We start from the raw sequence: 22,773 nt of genomic DNA, 5'->3' as shown, positions 1-22,773 counted from the left end.
GAGACCACGCGTCATCTTCGACGATCGGAGACAGTGTGTCTGCACCGGAGCAGGTTCCGCGCGCGTCGCCCTTCGAGGCATCGCGACTTCTTCTCGAGCGCGCACAGGAACAGCTCATCGCCGGCAATCTGGGCGACCACCGGTTGGACGAGGTGCGACCGCTCATCCGCGCGTCGTGGGAGCGTTCCTGGCGGGGGAGCGTCGCACCGACCGGCGTTCCGCCGCTCGATCTCTTTAGTGACGAGCTGGACGAGTACCGGCGTGCGCATCCGCTCGCGACGGCCATGGACACCATTCGCGCCCTGCTGCTGCCGGGGGACGATGAAGACGGCGGTGTCGTCGTCGCGGTCGGTGATCAGGCAGGGCGGCTGATGTGGATCGAAGGCGACCGTCGGTTGCGGGCGCACATCGAGGACGTGGGATTCGTGGCCGGCGCGAACTGGTCCGAGGGTGCTGTCGGAACGAGCGCCCCGGGGACCGCCCTCACCCTCGGGCATTCCGTGCAGATCCGCGGAGCCGAGCACTACAACCGACTCGTTCACCCCTGGTCGTGCTCTGCCGCGCCGGTGCGCGACCCCGAGACGAATCGCGTGCTGGGCGTCATCGACATCACCGGTGGTGTGGAGGTGGTGACCTCACAGGCGCGCATGCTCGTCGATGCCACCGCCCGCACCGTCGAGGCGGAGCTGATGGTCGCCCGACTCCGCGGGCGCGAGGAACAGCACCGGACCACCCCCTCACCCTCCGCCTCACCGCCTCAGCCGACGACGCACGCTCGTCTGCATGTTCTCGGCCGGGATCGGGCGCGGCTGGAGACGCAGTCCGACCGCGAGGAGTCGCTGATCGAGCTGAGCGCGAGGCACGCCGCCATCCTGCTGATGCTCGCCGTGCACCGCGAGGGGCTGTCGGCCGAGCGGCTCTGCCAACTGGTGTACGGAGAGGGCGTCTCGACCGACACCCTGCGCCCGGAGATGGTGCGGCTGCGCAAGGTGCTCGAGCGATCCGCGCCCGGCCTGGTGCCGGACTCCCGCCCGTACCGGCTGCCGGTGCGGGTGGCGACGGACGCTCACGATGTGCTGTCGCTGCTCGACCGCGGCGCGCACCGCGTGGCCCTCAGCGCCTACCGCGGACCGGTGCTGCCCGAGTCGACCTCTCCCGGTGTCGAAGAGTTCCGCGAGATCGTTCGGGGCGCGCTCCGCGAGACCATGCTTTCCGAGGCGAGTCTCGACGCGCTGCTGGTCTACGCGGAGACCCCTGACGGTCGGGACGATCTCGAGGTGCTGCAGCTCGCGTTGCGCATGCTGCCGGCACGCTCGCCGAAGCGCAGCATTCTGGTCACGTGGATCGAGCACCTCGCCGCAGAGTGAGACCCATCCGGACGCATAGACGCAACAGAGTGCAACGTTCGCCGGTATACCATCTGGCTATGCGCCGCGCGTTGTCAGTCCCCAGCTGATCGCCGGCGCGACGGCGATAGCCGTCATGCGGAGGGAGAGTCGATCTTCTTTCGATCCCGAGGGGGGATGGGGTGGGCGCTCGGTCCCCAGCCAGCACCCACCCCCACAATCGGCTCCGCGTCGCGACGTCTGCTCAGTGCATCCGCAAGAACCAGAAGATGACGAAGCCGATGACGATCACGATCGGCAACCACGTTCCGCTGCGCTTCAGCCGGCGCCCTTCCGATGCGACGCCGGGAGGCGGCGTGAGCATGCCGACGGGCGGCGCGAACGGCAGCCGTGGGTCTCGCGTCGGAGCGGGACCGGATGCTGTAGCTGCAGCATCCGGTCTTTCGACCAGCAACCGCTCGTCGCGCCAGCGCGCCCACTGGTCGAACTTGATCAGCAGCGCACCGACTGCTCCGAACAGCCACGCCCACGTGGCCGGGTCGAGCGTCGAGACTTTGCGGGGCGTGTAGAGGAACAGCCAGTCGTCCACGATCTCGACATCGAGCTCGGCGGCGTTGTCGATGAAGCGCGCCATGATGTCCGGAGCGAAGAGATAGAGCGCATCCCGTTCGTAGCCGACAGGGCAGTACAGGGTGAAGTGCTGGTCGAAGTCACCCTCCAGCGACAGACGTTGCTCCTTCTGGAACTATGCGGGCAGGTTCGAGCCGAAGCCGTTGTTGCCCTTGGCGTCGAGGACGATGTTCGGCAGCGGCACGTCGAGCTTCACCGCCACATATCCCCAGCGGTAGGTCGTCGAGTTCTTCCCCGACTGCACCGTGTACTGGTAGTTGCCGAACTCGACGAAGCGGGGGCGCGTGCCACGGATCAGATCGGTCGACTGACGGGAGCGACCGAGGCTGAAGATCATCCCGGGCAGCGGAGGGTCGGCGATCTGACCCTCGTAGGTCATGCCGTTGGCCTGGGCGAATCGGCTCAGTCGGTAACGCCGGGTTCTGGCGTTGCGCACTCCGATCCAGATCATCGTCACGACGCCGGCCAGGACCAGTCCGATCAGCACGAGCGGGATCGCGGCAAGAGCGGGGGACCCGCTGGAGAAGGCGATACCCAGCACGACCGAGACGAAGAGGGGGATCATCACGACACCGACGACGACGGCGACGACGATTCCGATGACCGTCGCTGCGGTGATCCCCGTGGACTGACGCGCGCGCAGCTCTGCCGCGAAGGCCCGCACCGCGGCCGGATCCACCGGATCGGTCAGCGGCCGGGAGTCGAAAGTGGTCGGTGTGTGCGGCGTGGTCATCGGTTCACGACCGTGTGCGTCGTCGTCGAACGAGCGTCGAGACGCTCTCGCAAACAGTCTCCGGCTCCGGTGCCCGCGATCCACTCCATGCGGCCCACGCTACCGGCGTACAGTGAAGCCGTGCTGCAGACGGTCCACGCTCCCGATTACCCGATCCAGACCCCACGGCTGAACCTTCGTCCGATCACTCTCGACGACGCCGAGGCGATGCACGCGTACAAGTCCGTCGCCGACGTCGTGCGCTACGTGCCCTACGGACCCCTGTCCCGCCAGGAGGTCGAGCAGAAGATCGCCACGACGTGGGCACCCACTCGCTTCGCGCAGCAAGGCGACGCCGTGTGCCTGGCCGTCGAAGAGCGGTCGACGGGCACGCTCGTCGGGGACGTCGTGCTGTTCTGGCGCAGCGAGGAGAGCCGCTCGGGTGAGGTCGGCTACATCTTCGACCCGCGGTTCGCCGGGCGCGGGTATGCCACCGAAGCGGTCGAGGCGCTGCTCCGCATCGGCTTCGACGGGCTGGGCCTGCATCGGATCACCGCGCGGCTCGACGACCGGAACGCGTCCTCCGCGCGCGTCGCGGAACGCCTGGGCTTCCGCCGCGAGGCCCGCCTCGTTGAGAGCGAATGGTTCAAAGGTGAGTGGACCACGATGCTCGTCTACGCGCTGCTGGAAGATGAGTGGCGCGAGAGCGCGGGCACGGGTAAGGCCGGCTCGGCGGTGTCCTGACGACGAAACAACTGCGGGCCAAGGCAGCAGCCCCGGCCCGCAGTGTCAGAGTCGAATCAGACGGGTGCGACGATGTCCTGCTTCACGTCCCACTCGGTGATCTCCATGGTGACCTCGATCGGCTGGCCCTCGGCCTCCGTCGAGCTGATCGATGCGAGGGTGACGTAATCTGCGGTGACCTCGAAGACGACGTCGACCGAGACGCCCTGCTGCTCGGCGGTGCCGCTCACCAGGAAGACCTCCTGACCGAGGCGCTCCGACGTACCGTCGACCGTGAACTCACCGGTCATCCCGGCGGCGACGGACGAGGGGTCGACGTTGGCCACCGATGCGGCACCGGTGCTGAGGCCGGCGATGATCGGGTCACTGGACTCCGTGTCGGCCGGCTGCCACTCGCTGGTCGGTGACTTCACCCAGGTCTCCTCGCCGATGACGATGAGCGAGCCGGCGGGTGACTCGGACGCGATGGCGTCTTCAGCCGGGTTGAAACGGACCGTGGTCTCCATGCCCATCACGGTGGTCGTGGCGGCGTAGCCCGCCGTGTCGGACATCGCGTCGGCCACGCAGGTGCCGAGGTCGGCGCCGTCGATGGTCGCGCCGTCTGCCAGTTCGGGGCAGTCGGATGCCGGAGCTGCGCTCTCCTCCTGAGCGGCGCCACTGGGCTTGTCCTCGGTCGGCTCGTCAGAGCCTCCGGCCGCGCAGCCCGTGAGCAGGACGGAGGCGGCGAGAACGACGCCGACCCCAAATTTGTTGACGCGCATGGCGTCCCCCCTTCGGTCGTATGCCCCGATGTCGGTCACCGGGGCATGCCTCCAGCATGCCAAAGGAGTGCGAGGAAGGCGGCGCGCAGCGCTGCCCGCGAGGGATGTGCGCGTCGCGGTGGGTATTCGGCTAGACTGTCAAGGTTGTCTGCCTTCCGGCATCCATTCGGGTTGCTCGGGTCGACACGTTCACACACCCTCCTGCTTCCGGGAAAGCCCCGGAAGCCGTTCTAGTCCGAAGGAGGTGGGTAAGTGACGCACCAGTACGAACTCATGGTCATTCTGACCCCCGAGATCGACGAGCGCCAGGTCGCACCTACGCTCGACAAGTTCCTGAAGGTCATCACCAACGATGGTGGCTCGATTGAGAATGTCGACATCTGGGGTAAGCGCCGTCTGGCCTACGAGATCCAGAAGAAGAACGAGGGCATCTACGCCGTCGTCAACTTCACCGCAACCAGCGAGGCCACGCAGGAGCTCGACCGTCAGCTGAAGCTGAACGAGCAGATCATGCGCACCAAGGTCCTTCGTTCGGAAGAGGCTCAGGCCATGGTCGCCTTCGAGGCGAAGCGCTCCGAAGAGAAGGCTGCTCGCAAGGCCGCCAAGGCAGCGAAGGCCTAAGGAACATGGCTGGCGAAACCGTCATCACCGTGGTGGGCAACCTCACGGCCGACCCCGAGCTGCGCTACACGCAGAACGGGCTGCCGGTGGCGAACTTCACCATCGCTTCGACGCCTCGGAACTTCGATCGTGCCGCGAACGAGTGGAAGGACGGCGATGCGCTGTTCCTTCGCGCGTCCGTCTGGCGCGAGTTCGCCGAGCACGTGGCGGGCTCGCTGACGAAGGGCATGCGCGTCATCGCGCAGGGCCGTCTGCGTCAGCGCTCCTACCAGGACCGTGAGGGCAACCAGCGCACCGCGATCGAGCTGGAGGTCGACGAGATCGGCCCCTCGCTCCGGTACGCGACCGCGCAGGTCACCCGTGCGGCCTCGACCGGCGGTGCCGGCGGTGCCGGTGGCGGCGGCGGACAGTCTCGTCCCGCTCAGCAGCAGCAGGTGTCGGAGGAGCCGTGGTCAACGCCCGGCTCGTCGACCAGCGCAGATGCCTGGAGCACTCCGGGCAGCTTCGGCGACGACACCCCGTTCTGATCAACTTCTGGATCCGGCGGCAGAGCCTGTCTCTGCGCCGGCATCCGTCTCATCACTAAGGAAAAACAATGGCTGGAAAGTCGAGCGGCGACCGCCGCAAGCCGCGGAAGGGTGGCAAGCCCACCGCTCCCGCGAAGTCCATCCGGGTTGGTGTCATCGATTACAAGGATGTCGCCACCCTTCGCAAGTTCGTCTCGGAGCGCGGCAAGATCCGTGCCCGTCGCATCACCGGTGTCTCGGTGCAGGAGCAGCGTCTGATCGCCACGGCGATCAAGAACGCCCGTGAAATGGCGCTCCTGCCCTACGCTGGCGCTGGCCGGTAAGGGGTATCGAGATGGCAAAGCTGATTCTCACGAACGAGGTCGCCGGGCTCGGTAGTGCCGGTGACGTGGTCGAGGTCAAGAACGGGTACGCCCGTAACTTCCTCATCCCCCAGGGTTTCGCTACGGCGTGGACCCGCGGTGGCGAAAAGCAGGTCGCTTCGATCCAGGCTGCGCGTCAGGCACGCGCGATCCACGATCGCGACGACGCTGTGGCACTGAAGAACGCTCTCGAGGGCACCAAGGTGCGTCTGGCCGTCAAGGCCGGCTCCGAGGGTCGCCTGTTCGGTTCGGTCAAGACCGAGCACGTCGCCGACGCTGTCGCGGCTGCCGGTATCGGCGCGATCGACAAGCGCAAGGTGCACATCACGGCGCCGATCAAGCAGGTCGGCGATCACGAGGCGACTGTTCGTCTGCACGACGACGTCACCGCAGTCATCACGCTGCAGGTCGTCGCCGCCAAGTAATTCGACCGGCACTGCGCCTGTCGGAACGCCCTCTGTCCTTCGGGACAGGGGGCGTTCGGCGTTTCCGGGTGCTCGCTCGAGCTTGCATGCTGCGCCCAGTTCAGTCAGGAGAATCATCATGCGTACATCTGTGAAGCGGGCCCTGTGGGGCACGCTCATCGCCGGCGGGATCACCCTGTTCAGCGCGACGGCCGCCAATGCTGCCGAAACATCCGGAGACGACGGTCTACTCGCCGGCACTAGTCTCGATGGGTGCGCGCGATGTGGAGTGCGCGCGCAGCACAGCATCTGCCGTCCATGAGAAAGGACGGCGCGACGGTCAGTCAGTCAGGAGAGACGTCGGTGCCGGAGACCGGCGACACCGGCAAAGAGTCGTCGGATGCACCGGGAACGCGTTCCCCGGCGCCGAGCGAATCCGTGCCGACGTCGCTGAGGCGAGCGGGAGCATGGGCAGATGCTCCACCGGGACCGGCGGAGGAAGTCGGGGAGACCGGAGCCCCGGGTGGGGCATGAGAAGCTGACGGGTCAGCCGTGTCTCGCAGCTGTGCCGCACCGGCATCCGCTGAGGACATCGAGCCGAGAAGAGCGGGAATCGTCCCTGCATCCTGGAACGTCGACGCGGGGGCGAGCGAAGCGAACGCGCTTCCTGAGACGACAGCAGCGGAGCGAACGGATGGGATGGCGAGCAAGTCGTGAGCGGAGGGCGACTCGGAACTCGGGTTGGGCGCGGTCGGCCCCGTCGCCCCGTCGGAGCCGTCGGGCGATGTCGGGTCCACGCCGCCGAGCACGGGCGGAACGGTCTCATCGATGACCCCGCCGATCGCCTCCGTGGTGTCGTCGATGATGCCGACGACCTCGTCCACCACATCGATGACCCCCGTGCCGTCCACGACCTTCCCGATGACAGGGAGGCCGCTGACGGCGTCGAGCACCGGGTCTGTGATCCGAGAGACCGGGGAGTCGGTGATTCCCTCCGCGATCGGCGTGACGACGCCCTGAGCGGTGTCTGTCACCACCTCTACGACCGGCGCCGCAACGGGAGCGACGACCGGAACCTTCGCCGCGGTGTCGGTGACGGTCTCGACGACCGCCGGCGCTGTTTGCTGCACTGGAGCGGCCACTGCTTCGACGACGGGCGCCACGACGGTCTTCGCGACCGGAGCGAGGGCTTTCACGACCGGCGCCACGACGTTCACGACCTTCGGCGCTGCAGCGGGTGGCGGAGCCGGCGGCGCCGGAGGCGGGGACGTCACGGGCGCGGTCACCGCGGTGACAGTCGTGCTGACCAAAGTCGTGACCCCTTCGAGGGGACCGTCCTTCTGATCGTCAGCGTGAGCGGACCGCCACCGAAGAGAACGGTGAAGGCCGCCCAGATGAGCGCGCAGAGGCCACCCCAGATGACGACGGCAGAACTGCCGCGTCAGGTCGCCCGAGTGTCCACGCCACCCTCCCCCTTCAGAAGCAACGTTTACCGACCCCACACAGGGATCGATGGGCTGCACGCTACTCGCGGGATGGCCTATTGTCCAGCCCCTTATCGACGAACGTAGCTGGTGCAAGGGCGAGACTCGCCCGGAGAAATCTCGGCTTGACTTTCCCCAAGTTCTACACATGTCCCCACGACAGGCAACAACCTTCAATCACCTGTTTAAGCAGGTTCTCATCCACAGCCTGTAGAAACACCTAAGCCCAGGTCAGACGGGATTAAAAAAGTCTCGGGGGCGGCCATCCACGGAGTTATCCACACAGGTTCTGCACAGACTCTCCGATCTTGTTCGCACGCTCTCCACAGGGTTATCCACAGGCTGTGTTGCAGGCTGGTCGGGCCGCTCGTAGCGTGGTCGAGCGACCGAATGTCGGGGGCTCCTGATTCGCTGTGCACGACGGCCGAACAACCGGAACCAGCACGGCACCGCCCACCGAGGCGGCGCATCGGAAACGTCGCATCGAAGGGAACAGTGTGTCGATCGCGGACATCTCGCAGGAGCGCATGGGCGGGCAGCGCCACCCCGAACGCACCCCTCCTCACGACCTCCTCGCCGAGCAGAGCGCGCTCGGTGGAATGCTGCTGTCGAAGGATGCCGTCGCCGACGTGATCGAGACGCTCAAGGGCGCCGACTTCTACGTGCCGAAGCACGAGCTGATCTTCGAAGCGATCCTGTCGCTCTACTCACACGGTGAGCCGACTGACGTCGTCGCCGTCACCGACGAGCTCATCAAGACGGGCGAACTCGGCAGGGCCGGCGGCGCCGACTACCTGCACTCACTGACCTCCATCGTGCCGACCGCGGCCAACGCGGGCTACTACGCCGGCATCGTTTCGGAACGTGCCATCCTCCGCCGACTCGTCGATGCGGGAACGCGTATCGTGCAGCTCGGCTATGCGGGTGAGGGCGACGCCACCGATATCGTCAACAACGCCCAGGCGGAGATCTACTCCGTCACCGGCACCGAGACGGCCGAAGACTACGTTCCGCTCACCACCGCCGTCGATGCGGCGATCGAAGAGATCGAGGCCGCGAACGGGCGCGACGGCTCGATGACCGGCATCCCCACCGGCTTCAAGGAACTCGACGATCTCACCAACGGCCTGCACGGTGGTCAGATGATCGTCGTCGCCGCTCGTCCCGCCATGGGTAAGTCGACCCTCGCGCTCGACTTCGCCCGCGCAGCATCCATCGGCCACGACTTCCCCTCGATCTTCTTCTCTCTCGAGATGGGCAAGAGCGAGATCGCCATGCGTCTGCTCAGTGCCGAGGGCGGCATCCCGCTGCAGAACATGCGAAAGGGAACGCTCGACCCGCGCGACTGGACCACCGTCGCCGCGACCCGCGGCCGCATCAACGATGCCCCCCTCTACATCGACGACAGCCCCAACATGACGCTCGTCGAGATCCGCGCCAAATGCCGTCGACTGAAGCAGCGCGAAGGTCTGCGCATGGTCATCATCGACTACCTGCAGCTGATGACCTCGGGCAAGCGTGTCGAGTCTCGCCAGCAAGAGGTGTCGGAGTTCTCGCGAAGCCTGAAGCTCATCGCCAAAGAGCTGCAGGTTCCGGTCATCGCACTGTCACAGCTGAACCGTGGCCCCGAGCAGCGGCAAGACAAGAAGCCCGCGATCAGCGACCTGCGTGAATCCGGCTCGATCGAGCAGGATGCCGACATGGTGATCCTCCTGCACCGCGATTCGGTCTACGACAAGGACGTGCGTCCGGGAGAAGCCGACCTCATCGTCGCCAAGCACCGTAATGGTCCGACCGCGACCATCACGGTGGCGTTCCAGGGTCACTACTCCCGGTTCCGCGACATGGCCCCTGGTGGCGACTTCAACTGAGTGCAGGTTCCGCGTGAAGAAAGCGGCAGCGCCCGGTATCCAGCAATGGCCCGTCACGGTTGCGGCAGACCCGCGGGGGCGCTCCGCACCGGACTGCTCGTCGCCGTGGGCGTCTTCGGCGGGAGTGAGAGCCGTCAGAGGGCGGTGTCGGGAAGCAGCGGGCGCATGAAGGTGCGCTCGTAGCGGATGACGCATCCGCTGTCGTCGCGGATCCGGTCTGCTGCGATGAACTCCGGGTCGATGCCGAACCGCTCGCGGTACGTCTCGTAGTCGGCGAAGGACGGGAAGGTGAACAGTGCCAAGGCCTCGTCGCTCTTTCCCTCCGAGGGCAGGAAGTAACCGTGGTGGATGCCGCCATGCCGGGATACGAGCTCCATCCATGCCTGGGCGAACTCCTCGAATGCCTCGATGCGGACGGGGTCGACCGTGTACGTCACAACGCAAGTGATCACGTGGCCACGATACGGCGACCTTCTGCGTCCCGCACCTGAAAGCTGCAGCGCTGCCGAGCGGGCTCAGGTCAACGCGCTGCGGTCATGAGCGCGTCGACGAGATCGGTCAGTTCGTCGAATTCCCAGTCGAAGGCGTCGACGCCTGCCGGCGGGTCTCCTCCCGGCCGCTCCACGTACGCGGTGCTCATGCCGATCGCTTGGGCGCCACGGAGATCCCACGCGTGTGCCGCGACCATCAGAACATGTCGCGGAGGGAGCCTCGCAGTCTCAACGGCAAGCCGGTACACCTCGGCGGCCGGCTTGTACGCGGAGACGCTCTCGCCGGAGAGTGCATGCTGCAAAGGGAGCCCGGTGTTGGCGCTGAGTCGAAGCAGCGCCGTAGAGCTGGCATTGGACAGCCCGATCACCGGGAACCGCTGCGCAAGTCGCTTGAGCGCCGCTACCGAATCGTGCCACGGCGTCAAGCGCTCGCCGGCCGTCGCCAGTGTCGCAATCGTCGTCGGGTCGGTGAGGCCGACTCGATTGGCCACCCGCTGCGCGGCCTCGAAGTCGACGACTTCGGTGTTGGCATAGCGGCGCGTGCCCTGGGCCATGCGGCGCTGTTCGGCCTCGACATACTGTTGCCACTCGGCGACCAGCGCGTCGACCTCCGCATGGCTGAGCGGGGGCGCCGCTACCCCGATCGCGGTGTGAAGTCCGCCTGGCTCGTCGACGAGGGTGCCGAGCACGTCGAAAACGACGGCCTCGATCTCATTGATATCCACTATGGAGCCCCTCGAGTTACTGAGTCCTGACATCTGTCGATGTAGAGACAAATGTCGATGAGGCGGGATCGCCTCAGGTCGCGTCCGTGCGATCCTGCCACGACAAGAAGCGGTCGGAACGCCAAGCGGTCATCAGGCGAGTCTAGATTTCGATTGCGCTATCGGTACAGTGACCCGGGTGTTTGTCCGAAGGCCCGACGGAACGTCGTGACGAAGGCACTGGGTGATGACCAGCCGCAGGCGCCGGCGGTCTGACTGACGGTTCGCCCCGCGGCGAGCAGGAGCGTCGCCCGGTGCAACCGCAACTGCGTCCGCCACACCGGAAACGCCATTCCCACCTCGTCTCGAAACAGGCGGGAGAGCGTGCGCGCCGACGCGCCAACCTGTGGCCCGAGCTCTGCAAGGCCGGGCGCTACGGTCATGTCCGATTCGACGATCGCCTGGACCTTCTGCAGACGCTCGTCTCGGAGAGACGGAATCATGGTCGATGCCGCTGACACCGGGTGGATCTGGTCGACGAGCACCCGGAGGAGCCGCCGCTCCGCCGGAGTGTGTGCGGGACCGTTCTCGGCGCAGGCGATCATCAGTGCGCGAGCGAGGGCGTCGACGGCGACGAGCGTCGGTGCACTGTCTGTCGATGGAAAGAGCGGGCGGGGGATTCCGATGAGATGCACCGTGGTGGCCCCATGGACCTGCCAGCTGTGGACTGTGCCACCTGGTACGCAGACCGCGCGCACAGACGGAGTGAACCAGATGCCGTCCGGGACGGTGACCTCGAGAACACCGGAGCTGGCGTAGATGAGTTGATGGTCGTCATGGCGGTGCGGCGTCGCCTCGGCGCCGCGCGCAAGGATGCGCGTTTCGGTCGGCGCGACACGAACGTGGCGAGTTTCTGACATGGAGTGTCACTCTATCGAAAGCGTGCCGCAGCGTATCGCGTCAGGCTGGACTCCAGCGGCCGGGCCAGTCCCGTTCCACGAAGGGAGAAGCGCAATGGACTTCGAAACTCGACTGACTCGAATCGGCCGCACCACTGCGGCCGCCGCTCACGCGATCAGCCCACCCCTGGTCCGGACGTCGACCACCGTGTTCGCCTCTCTCACCGACTACAGACGAGCGCAGCGCGGCGTCGTGTTCGCAGCGCCACGATACGGTCGTTCCGGCACGACGACGACTTTCGAGCTGCAGCAGGCGATGGCCGAGATCTCCCGGGCGGAGACCGCCATCGCGACCAGCAGCGGCCTCGCCGCGATCACGGCCGTCCTCTCCGCCCACGCCGGGGCCGGGCGTCATATTCTCGTGAGCGCGGGCGTCTACGGTCCGACGCGAGTGTTCTGCGACCGTGAGCTCATACCGGCCGGCACGGAAGTCGAGTACTTCGCGCGTGACGATGACCTGTCGGCGCTCCTGCGTGACGACACTTCACTCGTCTTCGTCGAAACGCCGGCGTCCTTGACCATGGAGATGCTCGACATCCGCGCGATCAGTGAGGCTGCGCATGCTCACGGGGTGCCGCTGGCCTCCGATTCCACCTGGGGAACCCCGGTGTTCTTCGACGCTCATTCGTTGGGTGTGGACATCTCCGTCCACTCCGCAACCAAGTTCATCAACGGCCACTCCGACCTGCTGCTCGGTCTGGTCACCGGCTCATCCGACGCGCTCGAGCGCGTGCGCGAGTACTGCGACCGCAACGGCACGCACGCAGCGCCTGACACTTGCTGGCTCGCGCTCCGAGGTCTGCGCACTCTCGCCCTCCGGATGCAACGCCATGAGGCGAGCGCGCTCACTGTGGCCGTGTGGATGCAGCACCACCCGGGCGTCCGACGCGTCCTCTTTCCGGCGCTGGAGGGCGATCCGGGGTACGAACTCTGGCGTTCTCAGTTCACCGGAGCGGCCGGCCCGTTCACGATCGAGCTCCCGCCATGCTCGGAAGCGGATTTCGCGGTGTTCATCGACCACCTCCAGCTCTTCGGGTTGGGGACCAGCTGGGGAGGTTTCGAGAGCCTGATCATGCCCGCTGAACCCCATCACCTCCGAGCGGACGACGGCGCTCCTGATGCCCCTCGCCTCGTGCGGCTCCACGTTGGGCTGGAGAGCGCGGGGGACCTGATCGAGGATCTCGACTCCGCTTTCTCTGCCGCCGGAATGGTCACGTGACAGTGGTTGCAAGCGGGGCCCACCGGGCGGCGCGACCCGCTAGGCCGTGAGGTGCGCGGTGGCTCCGACCTTTCGCCCCCCGCGGCGGGAAGCGGCTAGGAGGTCCCGCCGCCCGCCTTTCGAGACAGATACCGGGATTCGGGTTCGTTCTGGGTCATCTCGGCCGCGGCAAGGAAATCGGCTCGTGCCGCTGTCTCATCTCCCGCCGCTTCATTGAGATGCGCACGGATCGCATGCGCGCGGTGCCGGGTCAGCGGATGCTGGAGCAGCCCGTGTTCGCGGTCGAGCTGTTCGAGCAGAGCGTTCGCCTGTGCAGGGCCGTAGGCGTGGGCCACGGCGACGACCCGCGCGAGCATGACCGGTCCGCTGGGCTCGACCTGTTCGAGCGCGAGGTAGAGCACTGCGATCTGGCGCCAATCGGTCTCCGCGGCGACCGGCGCAGAGGCGTGGACGGCGGCGACGGCGGCCTGCAGCTGGTAGGTGCCGACGGAGCCGCGAGACCACGCTGAACGGATGAGTTCAGATCCCTCCGCGATCATCCCCGCATCCCAGCGCCCACGATCCTGATCCGCCAGCGGCACGAGCTCGCCGCTCGGCGTTGCGCGGGTGGCGCGGCGTGAATCCGTCAACAGCATGAGCGCGAGAAGTGCCGCAGGCTCGGGATCGTCGGGCCGGAGTGTGCGCAAGAGCCTGGCAAGACGGATCGCTTCAGCCGTCAGGTCGGTGCGCGTGAGCTGCGCGCCGGTCGTTGCGGTGTACCCCTCGTTGAAGATCAGGTACAGCACCCGCATGACTGCGGAGATGCGGCCCGGAAGGTCGTCGTCGTCGGCGAACTCGAACCGGGCGCCGGCCTTGCGGATCTGCTGCTTCGCCCGACTGATCCGCACGGCCATGGTCTGTTCGGTCACCCCGTACGCATGCGCGATCTCCACGGTGGTCAATCCGCCCACCGCACGCAGCGTCAGGGCGACTCTCGACGCATGCGACAGTGCGGGATGACAGCACAGCAGCAAGAGGTTCAAGCTGTCGTCGTGCTCGGAGGCTGACGACGGGGACGCCGATGCCGCGATCGAATACTCTTCCGCGCGTCTCCGATCCGCCGACTCGGATCGGAGAGCATCGACCATCCGACGGTAGGCGACGCGGATCAACCACGACCGAGGGTGTTCCGGGAGACTCTTCCGCCATTGCGCGCTGGCGGCGAGAAGCGCGTCTTGCACCGCTTCTTCCGCGATGTCGAAGTGGCCGAAGCGGCGCACCAGCGCGCCGAGCACCTGCGGCGCCTCGCTGCGCAGCAGATGCTCGATCGCGTCGGCGCGATCGGTCACGCGAAGTCGTCGCCCATGATGGGGCGGATCTCCATCGGCTCCCCGAGCATCTCCACCATCCTTGCGACGATGTCTTTCGCGCGGTCCAGGCCGGACACCTCGATGACGGCGAACGACGCGAGTACTTCCTTGAGCTCGGCGAACGGGCCGTCGGTGATGACGATGCTCCCGTCCGCTTTGCGCACGGTCGTCGACAGAGCCGGATGTCCCAGGCCCTCCGTGCTGACGAATTCGCCGCTGGCGCGCAGCTCGGCTTCGAACTCCTGGTAGGCGGCGAATGCGGCGAGGGCGTCTTCGGTGGGCGTGTCCGCGGTGGCGGCATCCCAGCTGTTGCTCGGCGTGTAGCCGAGGATGAGGAATTTCATGGTTCTTCTCCTTGAGTCGGACTGCGGGTTCAGGCTATCGAGCGGCAATGGGCGACTTCAGCAGTGTGGTCGCCGTGAGGGTGCACCACCCGAAAGCGAAGAGCCCGGTGACGGCGACCTGCATGCTGGCGACATCGGGGACGACAGGAGCCAGCAGCGCGAGGGCGACGATGCCGTTGCCGACGGCGGCGAGCGGGCGACGATTGCTGATCGCACGAACGAGAGCGATCACCGCAGCCACCGCCAATGCGGTGAAGGCCAGGATCGCCGCGCCCATATGGACGAGCGCGTGCCACGACGATTCCGCTGCAGGGCCGTCAGCGGTTCCGAGAGGGAACCCGTAGGCGGGATCCTGGGGGAAGACGCCCGCGGCGATGAAGCCGATCCCCGCGATCGCGATGAACAGGGGGATCGCTGTGCGGCCACGACCGCTCGACACGACTCTCCGGTGTCCGACCGCCAGGCAGATCAGGCCGAGACCTGTCAGTGCGAAGGTGACCACCTGGATCCATCCCAGGTCTCCCGTCGAGAGCTGGCTGATCGGATGGACGCGAAGGTCGAAGCCTGGTCGTGTGAGCATCTGCGCGATGGCCGACAGGTAGAACAGCGGGCCGGCAAGCGCACCTGCGATCAACAGCGTCCGGGTACGGGATCGCGACGTCTCGACTCGGCTGGGCTCCGTCACCGCCGGTGTGATGTGGAACGCATTCATTGGGTACTCCTCAGGTTGATGGATACGACGTGTACAGATACCTCGGAGCCGGATGCCGCACCTTGACATCGACTTTCTCCGCCGGGATGTCAATCGGGGGAATCGGGCTCCGAGGTATCTGTGACGGTGACCCGCCGGGACGCCAACGAAAGGACGCATCATGAACGACAACCAGCTGGAGAACACGTCGGCAGAGCAGATCGATGGGTATGGCCTCGGCGAGCAGCCCACGCCCAGCAGTGCGGTCACCGTGCTCGACCGGCTCGTCGGGGAGTGGACCATCACCGGAGGCGCGGAAGGCCTCGTTCGATACGAGTGGATGGCCGGACGGTTCTTCCTGCTGCAGCACGTCGAACTGGAACAGTTCGGCCAGGCGATCACAGGCATGGAAGTGATCGGGCAGCTGCATCCATTCGGCGAGCCGGTCGGAACGGACGTCGTCTCCCGGTTCTACGACTCCATGGGCAACACGCTCGACTACGTCTACGAGCTGGACGGCGATACGTTGACGATCTGGGCAGGGGCGAAGGGCAGCCCGGCGTATTTCCGCGGCACGTTCAGTGACGACGACCGTCAGCTCGACGGCGCGTGGGTGTATCCAGGGGATGGCGGCTATGCGTCGACGATGACGCGCCGCTGACCGAATGTCGCCGGGCGGGGCCCGCGCGTGGCGGCGATCGTCGCCAGCAATCGCAGAGCGTCGCCAGATGCCGATGCGGGTTCCGCCTGGTAGACGATCAGCTGCTGCCCGGGCGCGCTACGAACGTCGAAGGCGCTGAACTCGAGCGTGAGACGCCCGACCTCCGGGTGGACGAAGACCTTGGCCTCCTGCGTCTTGCCCCGAGCGTCGTTCCGCGCCCAGAGCACCGCGAAGCGCGGATCGCCGGTCCGCAGTTCGTCGATCAGCTCGAAGGTGGCGCTGTCGTGGGCGTCGAAGCCGAGCGTCAGCCGAAGGTTGGCGACGCTCGCTTCGGCCGACCGATCCCAGTCGTCGAAGAACGAGGCCGCGGCACGGTCGAGGAAGACCATCCGCGCGAGGTTGCCCGTTTTCTCGAACGCCGAATACAGAGCCCGGGCCAACGGGTTGAGCGCGAGGATGTCCAATCGCCGGTTCAGCACGAACGCCGGGGTGTCCGGCCATGCCTCCATCAGCCGCTGCAGGGCGGGGTCCACCCGCTCGACGGCGGGCGTCGGGGCAGCGGAGGGGACGGCCCCGGCCAGTCGGTAGAGATGCTCGCGGGCGTCGGCGGGCAGCGCGAGCGCGCGGCTGAGCGCGTTGAGGACGGATGCCGACGGGTTCTCCTCCCGTCCTTGCTCCAGTCGCGTGTAGTAGTCGACGCTGACTCCGGCCAGGATCGACACCTCTTCGCGGCGGAGGCCGGGCACCCGCCGCACGCCGCTCCACCGGATGCCCGCAGCATCCGGACTGATCGCCGCGCGCCGGGCCGCGAGGAAGAGTCCGAGTTCGGTGTTCGCCATAGAGACAGCTTGCCCGTCCTGAGCCGTTGCCGACAGGGCGTGGCGCACCCCGGCTGGTAGTCTCTCTTGACCCCGACGTAACGTCGTGGTTTTGGCTGGGCTCATGAACCTCACCGCCTTCGCGTATCTCGCGTCCTACCTGCTCTCGCTGCTCGGCAACTCGCTCGCTGCCATCGCCCTGCCGTTGTTGATGCTCCAGGTCACCGGCAGCGTCCTCGGCGCCGGCATCGTCTCCGCTGCCACCGCCATCCCCGCCCTGCTGGCCGGACTGTTCATGGGTGTCGTGATCGACCGCATCAACCGGCGTACCTCGTCCGTGATCACGGACCTGATCTCCGCCCTGTGCATCGCGGCACTTCCGCTGGTCGACCTGATCTCCGGCCTGTCGCTGGGGTGGTTCGTGCTCTTCGGCATCCTGGGTTCGCTCGGCGACGTGCCCGGCATGACGGCCCGCGAGGCGCTCCTGCCTGCTGTGGTGCGGCGCAGCGGTATCCCGGCCGAGCGACTGACCGGCATTCGCGAATCGCTCGGGGCTGTCGCACTGCTCCTCGGCCCGGCGGCCGCGGGCACGCTCATCGTGCTCGTGGGCGGAACGGCCGTGCTCTGGATCACCGCAGCGACGTCGCTCGCGGCGGCTCTGCTGACACTCCTCATTCCGCGTCGGGTCGGCGCGATCGACAGGGATCGAGAGGCGGATGCCGCTGCACCGCGCTCGAACGGATGGACACAGTTGCGAGACGGATGGCGGGTGCTGCTGCGCAGCCGCTTCCTGGTCGCCACGACGATCCTCGGGACCCTCTCGGTCACCGTGCTCGCCGCGCTGCAAGGTCTGCTGCTCCCGGTCTATTTCACTCTGGTCGAGCAGCCGGGGATGCTCGGTTTCGTGCTCACCGCCATGGCAGCGGGCATGCTCATCAGCGGAATGATCTACGCCCTCTTCGGCTCCCGCGGGCGCCGACGGGTGTGGTTCGTCGTGGGAGCGATCGGGATGACGATCGGCTTCGCGGTGATCGCCTCGCTGGCATCGGTGTGGGTCGTGCTGGTCGGTGGCTTCGTCACCGGAGCGGCGACCGGTCTGTTCAGCTCCCTCATGGGCGTGTTGATGATCGAGCGGATCCCCGAACGGATGCGTGGGCGCATCATGGGTACACAGAACGCCCTGACGACGGTGGCACCGGCGCTGGGGATCATGGCGGCCGCCGTCCTGACGGAGCTCTCCGACGTCCGCGTGGCTGCGATCGCGGTCGCGGCGTTGTGGATCATCGCGCTCGCCGTCGCTCTGTTCGCCCGTTCTCTGCGTAATCTGGATCCGATCGTCGACCCCGACCCCGTCGGCGTGGAGGAGACGGTGGCGGTGAACCATGCTTAGCGGCGAACTCGCCCGGCTCGCCGGTGTCTCCGTGCGGACGCTCCGGCACTACCACCAGATCGGCGTGCTCGACGAGCCGGAACGCGGCGCGAACGATTACCGCGACTACGACGTGCACGACCTCATCCGTGTGCTCCGGATCCGACGACTCGCCGCCCTCGGCATCCCGTTGGAACGCATGCCGACCATCCTCGACGAGTCCGACTCCGACACCGACGTGCTTCTCGACGATCTCGATGCGGAACTGGTCGGTCAGATCGCTCACCTCACCCGACAGCGCGAGATGCTCGGCAGGCTGCGGGCCCACCGCGCGTTCCCTGACCTGCCGCCGGAGCTCGCTCCGTTCCAGGCAGCGATGGAGGCCGCAGGGCTGTCCCGTGAGGCGGCGCGGATCGATCGGGATCAAGCTCTGCTGCTCGCTCAGCTGGCGGGAGACGAGGGGATGGCGCAGCTGGCCCGTGTCTACGAGAAGCTCACGGCACCCGAGGCGATCGGTGAGATCGCCGCGGCGATGGACGGCTTCGGCGCCCTCGAGGATGACTCCCCGCACGATGAGGTCGCGGCCGTCGTCGCACGTTTCGGGTCGGCGCTCCAGCCGCTGATCGCCGATTTCGTCGAGGCCGTTCCCGCGTTGGACGGCCGAGCGGTCGGGGCGCTCCTCACCTCACACACGGATGCCGTGCTGAACCGGGCGCAGCGGCAGGCGCTCCACCTTCTCGAAGAGCACCTCGCCGACATCGCACAGTGAGAGGCCGGGTGCCCGATTCACCCTAGGTGCGCGGGAGCACTGTGGCCGCGATGGCGGCGCTCATGACGACCGCGTTCATCGTGCGGTTCACGGCGCTCGCCGCAGCCGATGCGCCCCAGTCGCCGTGTTCGAACTGTTTGCCGCGCGTGTACACGTCGCCGCTCCATGGGATCTCCCTGTGGAACTGAGGGAGCGTGCCGCTCGCCGAGAGGAGCGCGATGCTCGCGGCGGTGCGGGCGTCGGCGCTTTCCCCGTCGACCAGCGCGGCCCGCACCTGCGTCATCAGCGCCGCACGGCGGTCGCTCCCCAGCGCCAGCTTCGTGGAGGGGAAGATGCCCAGGGTCCTGCCCTCGGTGCGGGTGAGGTCGCCGCGTTCGACGAGGCGGTCGAGCACCGGTCCGCGAAGCTCGGGTCCGACCGCGGCGAGCACGGTCTGCACGCCCCGCGGCTTCTCCGTGATGTAGGCCCAGGCGGGGTCGAGGAGGGCGTCAGGTGCTGCACCGTCGCCGGTCGCGTGCACGAGGGTGGAGAGCCCTTTCTTCTCCATCTCGACGGACCCGGCGAGCGCGAGGTCGGCGAGAACGGCACCGCCGAGCACGTAGAACAGGATGTTCTCGCCCGCGATCGCTCCTGAGTCGGGCTGGAAGAGCAGAAGCAGCGTGTCTTCGACGAGCAGAGGTTCGGCTGACATCCGATCCCCGCCGCCCGACGTCTGCTGCTGCTCCGGTGCCATGCGGAGTTCTCGGTCGTCAGCCATGTCGGTCTCCTTCATCGTTCGGGTCGTCGTTCGGCTTCGGGGCGGCCAGGATGCTCGCGCGCACGATCACGTCGCGCTGGGCCTCGTTGTACAGCTCGACGAACGTCTCGACGAACGTCTCCTGTGTCAGCCTCGGTCCGAACGGCAGATGCTCTTCCGGCCGCATCAGCCACGGGTAGTCCGTGAGGTGCTGGGCGAGTTGGGGTGCCATGACTTCGGCGATGCGCTGCCGTGTCGCGTCATCGGCCTCGGGCGTGAGGGCATCGAACGCGGCGCTCACGTCGTCGGGATCCGCGTCGACCATCTTCCTCAGGTCGGCCATGGCCGACTCGTCGTACAGCTGCGAGTAGACGAGCATGAGGGAACGCTCGGGAGGGGAGAGCTTCCCGGCGATGTCTTCGAAACCAGCCGGGACGTCGGTGGCCGTGGTCCCCTCGAGGATCGCGCGGATCTCGGCTCGTGCGCGCTGCAGCCTTTCGATGCTCGACGCGAGGTCGGCGTCGATCGCGAGCAGCGCCGGAGCGGCACCCGCACCGTTGTCGAGACCCACCGCCTCGATCTGAGCCAGGGGAACCCCGAGATCTCGCAGCCGCCGGATCTGCAGCAGGCGCACGAGGTGGCGCGCGCGATACTGCTTGTACCCGTTCGACATCCGCTCCGGCTGCTCGAGGAGCCCGGCCCGGTGATAATGCCGAATGGTGTTGACGGTCGTGCCGGCGAGGTCCGCCAGTTCTCGCGTGCTCCACGCCATAGCCGTTCTCCCCGTCGTCCGCCGGGGAGAAGCTCTCCCGCCGCGTCACCCCATTCAAGACCCTGTTCCCGGAACAGGGTCAAGGGCTCGGCATGCGAATCCTCCGCGCACTTGACCGTGTCGTGAGAACACGGTCTTTACTGATGACTCCCGGCCGGGAGAGCCGTCCGGCCACGCAGCATCCGACATCCGAAGAGAAGAGACATGGACAACCCCTACCCCTGGCTGCAGGACTTCATCAACCAGGTCCCCGAGATCCTCCAGCCGCTGATGGTAGCTGCAGTCGCTGCCATCCCCTACATCGAGGGCGAGGGTGCCGCAGCGTTCGGTATCCTCGCCGGCATCAACCCGATCGTTGCAGCGCTCGCCGCCATGGCGGGGAACATCCTGTGCGTCATCGGCGTGGTGCTTCTGGGGTCGCGCATCCGTGGCGGGGTCGTCGCGCGTCGCGCAGCGCGGCGGGAGTCGTCGTCGATCGCCACCGTGAGGGACGAGTCGCGTCTCGTCTCGTTGTCGACCGCCACCGCGATGACCGAACGCGGCACGGGTACCGTCGTCGCTTCCGGCGATGACTCGGACGCGCGCCCGTCGAAAGGTCGGGAGAAGCTGGGGCGGTGGCTGGTGAAGTTCGGCGTGCCCGGCGCGAGCCTTTTCGCCCCCATCGCGCTTCCCACCATGCTGACGGCGGCCTTCTTCGTCGCATCGGGCGTTCGCAAAGAGTGGGTGATCCTGTGGCAGATCGTTGCGATCGTGCTGTGGACCGGGGCGGTCGCCGTTGTCGCGACAGGCGTCCTCTCCCTCCTCGGCTGGTGACTTCCGGAACTCCCCGCGCTGAGGGCACGCGTGCGGCCTGCCGGGACACGTCAGCGGCGTCCGTTGCGGCGCGCCTGGGCGACCGCTGCGCTCACGCCGTCTGTCCAGGATTCGCCGTGCCCCGGAAGCAGCACGCGCGCGTCCGACGCGGTGAACGCGTCGATCGAGGTGAGCGCGCGCTCGCTGTCTGCGGTCGCCGCCCCGGCGACGATCCGCGGGCCGACGTCACCTGTGTAGGGGTCGAGGGTGACGATGGCGTCGCCGGTCATCAGCACATCGTGTTCCTCGAACCACAGCCCGCAGTGTCCGTCGGTGTGACCGGGCGTCCAGAGGACGATCGGTCTGCCCGGTACCTCGACGGGAGACCCGTGGTGGAGGTTCGGCGCCGCATTCACCCCTCGCACGGTGAGGGCGCCTTTCGCGGTCATGGCGAGCAGGGTCGGGACTGCTTTCGGGTACCGGAACGGGTAGCCGATCCGTGCCCGCTCGTGAGCGTAGCGGTACGGATGGCGCACGAGCCGCTGATCCCGTGGGTGCACGTACAGGGGTGTCGCGTGGTCTGCGCGCAGCCGATGGGCCATACCGACGTGGTCGAAGTGGCCGTGCGTGAAGAGGATGGCGTCGATGTCGCTTCGCTTCGCGCCCAGATGCGCGAGCAGATCGTCCAGCACCGGCAGTGTGCCGGGGAGCCCGGCATCCACCAGTGTCAGGCCGCCAGAGGTGGCCACGAGATAGCAGTTCACATCCGCCACCTCCAGGCGATACACCCCGGGTACGACCTCGTTCCATCTTTTTCCGCGTGCGCTCATCGCCACACAGTGCGACGGATGCCGAGGGAGCGCAGGAGCCTTGCCCGTCTGCGGAGTTGGTGGTACTTCAGCGCCGGACTCCGACGTAGACCGTGTTGGACGAGGTGCCCCCGGTGAGGCGGTTGGCGAAGTCGACGATGTGGGCGCGGCAGTCGTCGAAGACCGCCGAGAGGGTGGCCATGAAGGCGTCATCGGGCGGATCGTCGGACCACAGCGCGAAGACACCGCGGTCGGCGAGGTGCTTCGCGAGTGCGGTCAATCCCGCCTCGGTGTAGAGGTCGGCGTGGCTCGGATCGAGCGTGTGGCGCGGTGAGTGGTCGACGTCCAGGAGGATCGCATCGTGACGTCGCGTCCCGTCATCCGGTGCACGACGAACCACCGCGAAGAAGTCGTCGTGGGTGAGCGTGGTCCGCGAATCTCCCACGAGCCGAGCGGACACGGGCAGGAGACGGCGTTCGTGCCATCCGATGACTGCGGGGAGCGCGTCGATCACCTCGAGTCTCGCCACGCGTTCGTCCTCGAGGGCGGTTGCGGCGGTGTATCCGAGACCGAGTCCGCCGACGAGCACGCTCAGCCGGACGCCCGTCGCGGCGGCGAGCCCGATGGTCGCGAGTTCCTCCTCGGCGACCGTGAAGAGGCTGGACATCAAGTACTCGTCCTTGAGCTTCACCTCGTAGATCATCTCGCCCGTCGCGGGATCTTCACGGCGACGCAGGATGAGCTCGCCCATCCGCGTCTCCTGCCAGTCGAGCTCTTCGAACCGTGCGATCATTCCGGTACCTCTCGTCCGCAGACCTCTCACCTTAC

General features: G+C 67.1%; 27 protein-coding genes. 12 read left to right on the top strand and 15 right to left on the bottom strand.

Annotation, left to right across the window (positions count from 1 at the left end; translation table 11 throughout):
* Nucleotides 1–35 precede the first annotated feature (35 nt).
* Nucleotides 36–1,367: a GAF domain-containing protein gene (locus D7252_RS04885; protein ID WP_120774359.1), complete on the top strand. Its 1,332-nt coding sequence runs from the start codon at nt 36–38 to the stop codon at nt 1,365–1,367.
* A gap of 223 nt (nt 1,368–1,590) precedes the next feature.
* Here the strand turns inward: D7252_RS04885 and D7252_RS20320 are convergent, their stop codons facing one another.
* On the bottom strand, nt 1,591–1,980 hold the full coding sequence (locus tag D7252_RS20320; RefSeq protein ID WP_251050616.1) for a hypothetical protein: 390 nt from the start codon (nt 1,978–1,980) through the stop codon (nt 1,591–1,593).
* A 111-nt stretch (nt 1,981–2,091) separates the two neighbouring features.
* Nucleotides 2,092–2,709, bottom strand: coding sequence for a hypothetical protein (locus D7252_RS20315; RefSeq protein ID WP_251050615.1), 618 nt, complete (start codon nt 2,707–2,709; stop codon nt 2,092–2,094).
* Between the two features lie 120 nt (nt 2,710–2,829).
* On the opposite strand from D7252_RS20315, the gene D7252_RS04875 reads away from it, so the two are divergent.
* Nucleotides 2,830–3,432 (top strand): GNAT family N-acetyltransferase, encoded by a 603-nt coding sequence (locus D7252_RS04875; protein ID WP_259461049.1) that lies wholly within the window; start codon nt 2,830–2,832, stop codon nt 3,430–3,432.
* A gap of 56 nt (nt 3,433–3,488) precedes the next feature.
* On the opposite strand, the gene D7252_RS04870 is transcribed toward D7252_RS04875, so the two are convergent.
* Nucleotides 3,489–4,193, bottom strand: a complete 705-nt coding sequence (locus tag D7252_RS04870) for a hypothetical protein (protein ID WP_251050613.1) — start codon at nt 4,191–4,193, stop codon at nt 3,489–3,491.
* Nucleotides 4,194–4,445: 252 nt separating this feature from the next.
* Here D7252_RS04870 and rpsF point away from each other — a divergent pair, with 252 nt between their 5' ends.
* From rpsF to rplI, 4 genes are all read left to right on the top strand, one after another.
* A complete protein-coding gene (rpsF, locus tag D7252_RS04865) occupies nt 4,446–4,814 on the top strand; it encodes a 30S ribosomal protein S6 (protein WP_120774357.1) in 369 nt (122 codons plus the stop codon).
* Nucleotides 4,815–4,819: 5 nt separating this feature from the next.
* A complete protein-coding gene (locus tag D7252_RS04860; RefSeq protein ID WP_120774356.1) occupies nt 4,820–5,341 on the top strand; it encodes a single-stranded DNA-binding protein in 522 nt (173 codons plus the stop codon).
* 68 nt (nt 5,342–5,409) lie between these two features.
* Complete coding sequence (rpsR, locus tag D7252_RS04855) at nt 5,410–5,664, top strand: 30S ribosomal protein S18 (RefSeq protein ID WP_017829850.1); 255 nt, start codon at nt 5,410–5,412, stop codon at nt 5,662–5,664.
* A gap of 11 nt (nt 5,665–5,675) precedes the next feature.
* Nucleotides 5,676–6,128 carry a 50S ribosomal protein L9 gene (gene rplI / locus D7252_RS04850; RefSeq protein WP_120774355.1) on the top strand — a complete coding sequence of 151 codons (453 nt, stop codon included), beginning with the start codon at nt 5,676–5,678 and terminating at the stop codon, nt 6,126–6,128.
* A 323-nt stretch (nt 6,129–6,451) separates the two neighbouring features.
* Here the strand turns inward: rplI and D7252_RS04840 are convergent, their stop codons facing one another.
* Nucleotides 6,452–7,417 carry a hypothetical protein gene (locus D7252_RS04840; protein ID WP_251050611.1) on the bottom strand — a complete coding sequence of 322 codons (966 nt, stop codon included), beginning with the start codon at nt 7,415–7,417 and terminating at the stop codon, nt 6,452–6,454.
* A gap of 671 nt (nt 7,418–8,088) precedes the next feature.
* Between D7252_RS04840 and dnaB the strand changes: the two genes are divergently transcribed.
* On the top strand, nt 8,089–9,462 hold the full coding sequence (gene dnaB, locus D7252_RS04835; RefSeq protein WP_120776809.1) for a replicative DNA helicase: 1,374 nt from the start codon (nt 8,089–8,091) through the stop codon (nt 9,460–9,462).
* 134 nt (nt 9,463–9,596) lie between these two features.
* Here dnaB and D7252_RS04830 read toward each other — a convergent pair whose 3' ends face one another.
* The 3 genes from D7252_RS04830 to D7252_RS04820 all read right to left on the bottom strand — a co-directional run bounded on the left by D7252_RS04830 (nt 9,597) and on the right by D7252_RS04820 (nt 11,577).
* Nucleotides 9,597–9,914: an NIPSNAP family protein gene (locus D7252_RS04830; protein WP_120774353.1), complete on the bottom strand. Its 318-nt coding sequence runs from the start codon at nt 9,912–9,914 to the stop codon at nt 9,597–9,599.
* A 68-nt stretch (nt 9,915–9,982) separates the two neighbouring features.
* Complete coding sequence (locus D7252_RS04825; protein WP_251050609.1) at nt 9,983–10,711, bottom strand: haloacid dehalogenase type II; 729 nt, start codon at nt 10,709–10,711, stop codon at nt 9,983–9,985.
* Between the two features lie 125 nt (nt 10,712–10,836).
* The gene (locus D7252_RS04820; RefSeq protein ID WP_120774352.1) at nt 10,837–11,577 is read right to left on the bottom strand and encodes an AraC family transcriptional regulator; all 741 of its coding nucleotides are present in this window, start codon (nt 11,575–11,577) and stop codon (nt 10,837–10,839) included.
* Between the two features lie 94 nt (nt 11,578–11,671).
* Between D7252_RS04820 and D7252_RS04815 the strand changes: the two genes are divergently transcribed.
* Complete coding sequence (locus tag D7252_RS04815) at nt 11,672–12,835, top strand: PLP-dependent aspartate aminotransferase family protein (RefSeq protein WP_120774351.1); 1,164 nt, start codon at nt 11,672–11,674, stop codon at nt 12,833–12,835.
* 95 nt (nt 12,836–12,930) lie between these two features.
* Here the strand turns inward: D7252_RS04815 and D7252_RS04810 are convergent, their stop codons facing one another.
* From D7252_RS04810 to D7252_RS04800, 3 genes are read right to left on the bottom strand one after another with little or no spacing between them, the layout of a single operon-like run.
* The gene (locus tag D7252_RS04810; RefSeq protein ID WP_120774350.1) at nt 12,931–14,163 is read right to left on the bottom strand and encodes an RNA polymerase sigma factor; all 1,233 of its coding nucleotides are present in this window, start codon (nt 14,161–14,163) and stop codon (nt 12,931–12,933) included.
* Nucleotides 14,160–14,528, bottom strand: a complete 369-nt coding sequence (locus D7252_RS04805) for a YciI family protein (protein WP_120774349.1) — start codon at nt 14,526–14,528, stop codon at nt 14,160–14,162. Before D7252_RS04805 ends, D7252_RS04810 begins: the two co-directional genes overlap by 4 nt.
* 34 nt (nt 14,529–14,562) lie before the next feature.
* The gene (locus tag D7252_RS04800; RefSeq protein ID WP_120774348.1) at nt 14,563–15,240 is read right to left on the bottom strand and encodes a DUF998 domain-containing protein; all 678 of its coding nucleotides are present in this window, start codon (nt 15,238–15,240) and stop codon (nt 14,563–14,565) included.
* A gap of 160 nt (nt 15,241–15,400) precedes the next feature.
* Between D7252_RS04800 and D7252_RS04795 the strand changes: the two genes are divergently transcribed.
* On the top strand, nt 15,401–15,880 hold the full coding sequence (locus D7252_RS04795) for a hypothetical protein (protein ID WP_120774347.1): 480 nt from the start codon (nt 15,401–15,403) through the stop codon (nt 15,878–15,880).
* Here the strand turns inward: D7252_RS04795 and D7252_RS04790 are convergent.
* Nucleotides 15,853–16,719, bottom strand: a complete 867-nt coding sequence (locus D7252_RS04790) for a helix-turn-helix domain-containing protein (protein WP_120774346.1) — start codon at nt 16,717–16,719, stop codon at nt 15,853–15,855. The genes D7252_RS04795 and D7252_RS04790 overlap by 28 nt on opposite strands.
* A 103-nt stretch (nt 16,720–16,822) precedes the next feature.
* On the opposite strand from D7252_RS04790, the gene D7252_RS04785 reads away from it, so the two are divergent.
* Both D7252_RS04785 and D7252_RS04780 read left to right on the top strand, forming a co-directional pair.
* The gene (locus tag D7252_RS04785) at nt 16,823–18,088 is read left to right on the top strand and encodes an MFS transporter (RefSeq protein WP_120774345.1); all 1,266 of its coding nucleotides are present in this window, start codon (nt 16,823–16,825) and stop codon (nt 18,086–18,088) included.
* Complete coding sequence (locus tag D7252_RS04780) at nt 18,081–18,836, top strand: MerR family transcriptional regulator (RefSeq protein ID WP_120774344.1); 756 nt, start codon at nt 18,081–18,083, stop codon at nt 18,834–18,836. Before D7252_RS04785 ends, D7252_RS04780 begins: the two co-directional genes overlap by 8 nt.
* 22 nt (nt 18,837–18,858) lie before the next feature.
* Here the strand turns inward: D7252_RS04780 and D7252_RS04775 are convergent, their stop codons facing one another.
* A complete protein-coding gene (locus D7252_RS04775) occupies nt 18,859–19,593 on the bottom strand; it encodes a GPP34 family phosphoprotein (RefSeq protein ID WP_251050607.1) in 735 nt (244 codons plus the stop codon).
* Nucleotides 19,586–20,344: a MerR family transcriptional regulator gene (locus D7252_RS04770; RefSeq protein ID WP_120774343.1), complete on the bottom strand. Its 759-nt coding sequence runs from the start codon at nt 20,342–20,344 to the stop codon at nt 19,586–19,588. Before D7252_RS04770 ends, D7252_RS04775 begins: the two co-directional genes overlap by 8 nt.
* Nucleotides 20,345–20,548: 204 nt before the next feature.
* Here D7252_RS04770 and D7252_RS04765 point away from each other — a divergent pair, with 204 nt between their 5' ends.
* Nucleotides 20,549–21,157 carry a small multidrug efflux protein gene (locus tag D7252_RS04765; RefSeq protein WP_120774342.1) on the top strand — a complete coding sequence of 203 codons (609 nt, stop codon included), beginning with the start codon at nt 20,549–20,551 and terminating at the stop codon, nt 21,155–21,157.
* A 50-nt stretch (nt 21,158–21,207) separates the two neighbouring features.
* Here the strand turns inward: D7252_RS04765 and D7252_RS04760 are convergent, their stop codons facing one another.
* Together D7252_RS04760 and D7252_RS04755 are read right to left on the bottom strand one after the other, a co-directional pair.
* Nucleotides 21,208–21,966: an MBL fold metallo-hydrolase gene (locus D7252_RS04760; protein WP_120774341.1), complete on the bottom strand. Its 759-nt coding sequence runs from the start codon at nt 21,964–21,966 to the stop codon at nt 21,208–21,210.
* Between the two features lie 67 nt (nt 21,967–22,033).
* Nucleotides 22,034–22,738, bottom strand: a complete 705-nt coding sequence (locus D7252_RS04755; RefSeq protein WP_120774340.1) for a spermidine synthase — start codon at nt 22,736–22,738, stop codon at nt 22,034–22,036.
* Nucleotides 22,739–22,773 lie beyond the last annotated feature (35 nt).

This window comes from Microbacterium sp. CGR2 (assembly GCF_003626735.1).
Taxonomy (GTDB): Bacteria; Actinomycetota; Actinomycetes; order Actinomycetales; family Microbacteriaceae; genus Microbacterium.
The sequence above is the reverse complement of the archived record's forward strand: the minus strand, read 5'-3'. Positions and strand labels throughout refer to the sequence as shown.

Bases quoted from the DNA above. Each gene is read 5' to 3' on its own strand.
- D7252_RS20320 (WP_251050616.1), bottom strand. From the start codon at position 1,980: ATGGCGCGCTTCATCGACAACGCCGCCGAGCTCGATGTCGAGATCGTG.
- D7252_RS20315 (WP_251050615.1), bottom strand. From the start codon at position 2,709: ATGACCACGCCGCACACACCGACCACTTTCGACTCCCGGCCGCTGACC.
- D7252_RS04870 (WP_251050613.1), bottom strand. From the start codon at position 4,193: ATGCGCGTCAACAAATTTGGGGTCGGCGTCGTTCTCGCCGCCTCCGTC.
- D7252_RS04860 (WP_120774356.1), top strand. From the start codon at position 4,820: ATGGCTGGCGAAACCGTCATCACCGTGGTGGGCAACCTCACGGCCGAC.
- rpsR (WP_017829850.1), top strand. From the start codon at position 5,410: ATGGCTGGAAAGTCGAGCGGCGACCGCCGCAAGCCGCGGAAGGGTGGC.
- rplI (WP_120774355.1), top strand. From the start codon at position 5,676: ATGGCAAAGCTGATTCTCACGAACGAGGTCGCCGGGCTCGGTAGTGCC.
- D7252_RS04825 (WP_251050609.1), bottom strand. From the start codon at position 10,711: ATGTCAGGACTCAGTAACTCGAGGGGCTCCATAGTGGATATCAATGAG.
- D7252_RS04820 (WP_120774352.1), bottom strand. From the start codon at position 11,577: ATGTCAGAAACTCGCCACGTTCGTGTCGCGCCGACCGAAACGCGCATC.
- D7252_RS04815 (WP_120774351.1), top strand. From the start codon at position 11,672: ATGGACTTCGAAACTCGACTGACTCGAATCGGCCGCACCACTGCGGCC.
- D7252_RS04805 (WP_120774349.1), bottom strand. From the start codon at position 14,528: ATGAAATTCCTCATCCTCGGCTACACGCCGAGCAACAGCTGGGATGCC.
- D7252_RS04800 (WP_120774348.1), bottom strand. From the start codon at position 15,240: ATGAATGCGTTCCACATCACACCGGCGGTGACGGAGCCCAGCCGAGTC.
- D7252_RS04795 (WP_120774347.1), top strand. From the start codon at position 15,401: ATGAACGACAACCAGCTGGAGAACACGTCGGCAGAGCAGATCGATGGG.
- D7252_RS04790 (WP_120774346.1), bottom strand. From the start codon at position 16,719: ATGGCGAACACCGAACTCGGACTCTTCCTCGCGGCCCGGCGCGCGGCG.
- D7252_RS04785 (WP_120774345.1), top strand. From the start codon at position 16,823: ATGAACCTCACCGCCTTCGCGTATCTCGCGTCCTACCTGCTCTCGCTG.
- D7252_RS04780 (WP_120774344.1), top strand. From the start codon at position 18,081: ATGCTTAGCGGCGAACTCGCCCGGCTCGCCGGTGTCTCCGTGCGGACG.
- D7252_RS04775 (WP_251050607.1), bottom strand. From the start codon at position 19,593: ATGGCTGACGACCGAGAACTCCGCATGGCACCGGAGCAGCAGCAGACG.
- D7252_RS04770 (WP_120774343.1), bottom strand. From the start codon at position 20,344: ATGGCGTGGAGCACGCGAGAACTGGCGGACCTCGCCGGCACGACCGTC.
- D7252_RS04765 (WP_120774342.1), top strand. From the start codon at position 20,549: ATGGACAACCCCTACCCCTGGCTGCAGGACTTCATCAACCAGGTCCCC.
- D7252_RS04760 (WP_120774341.1), bottom strand. From the start codon at position 21,966: ATGAGCGCACGCGGAAAAAGATGGAACGAGGTCGTACCCGGGGTGTAT.
- D7252_RS04755 (WP_120774340.1), bottom strand. From the start codon at position 22,738: ATGATCGCACGGTTCGAAGAGCTCGACTGGCAGGAGACGCGGATGGGC.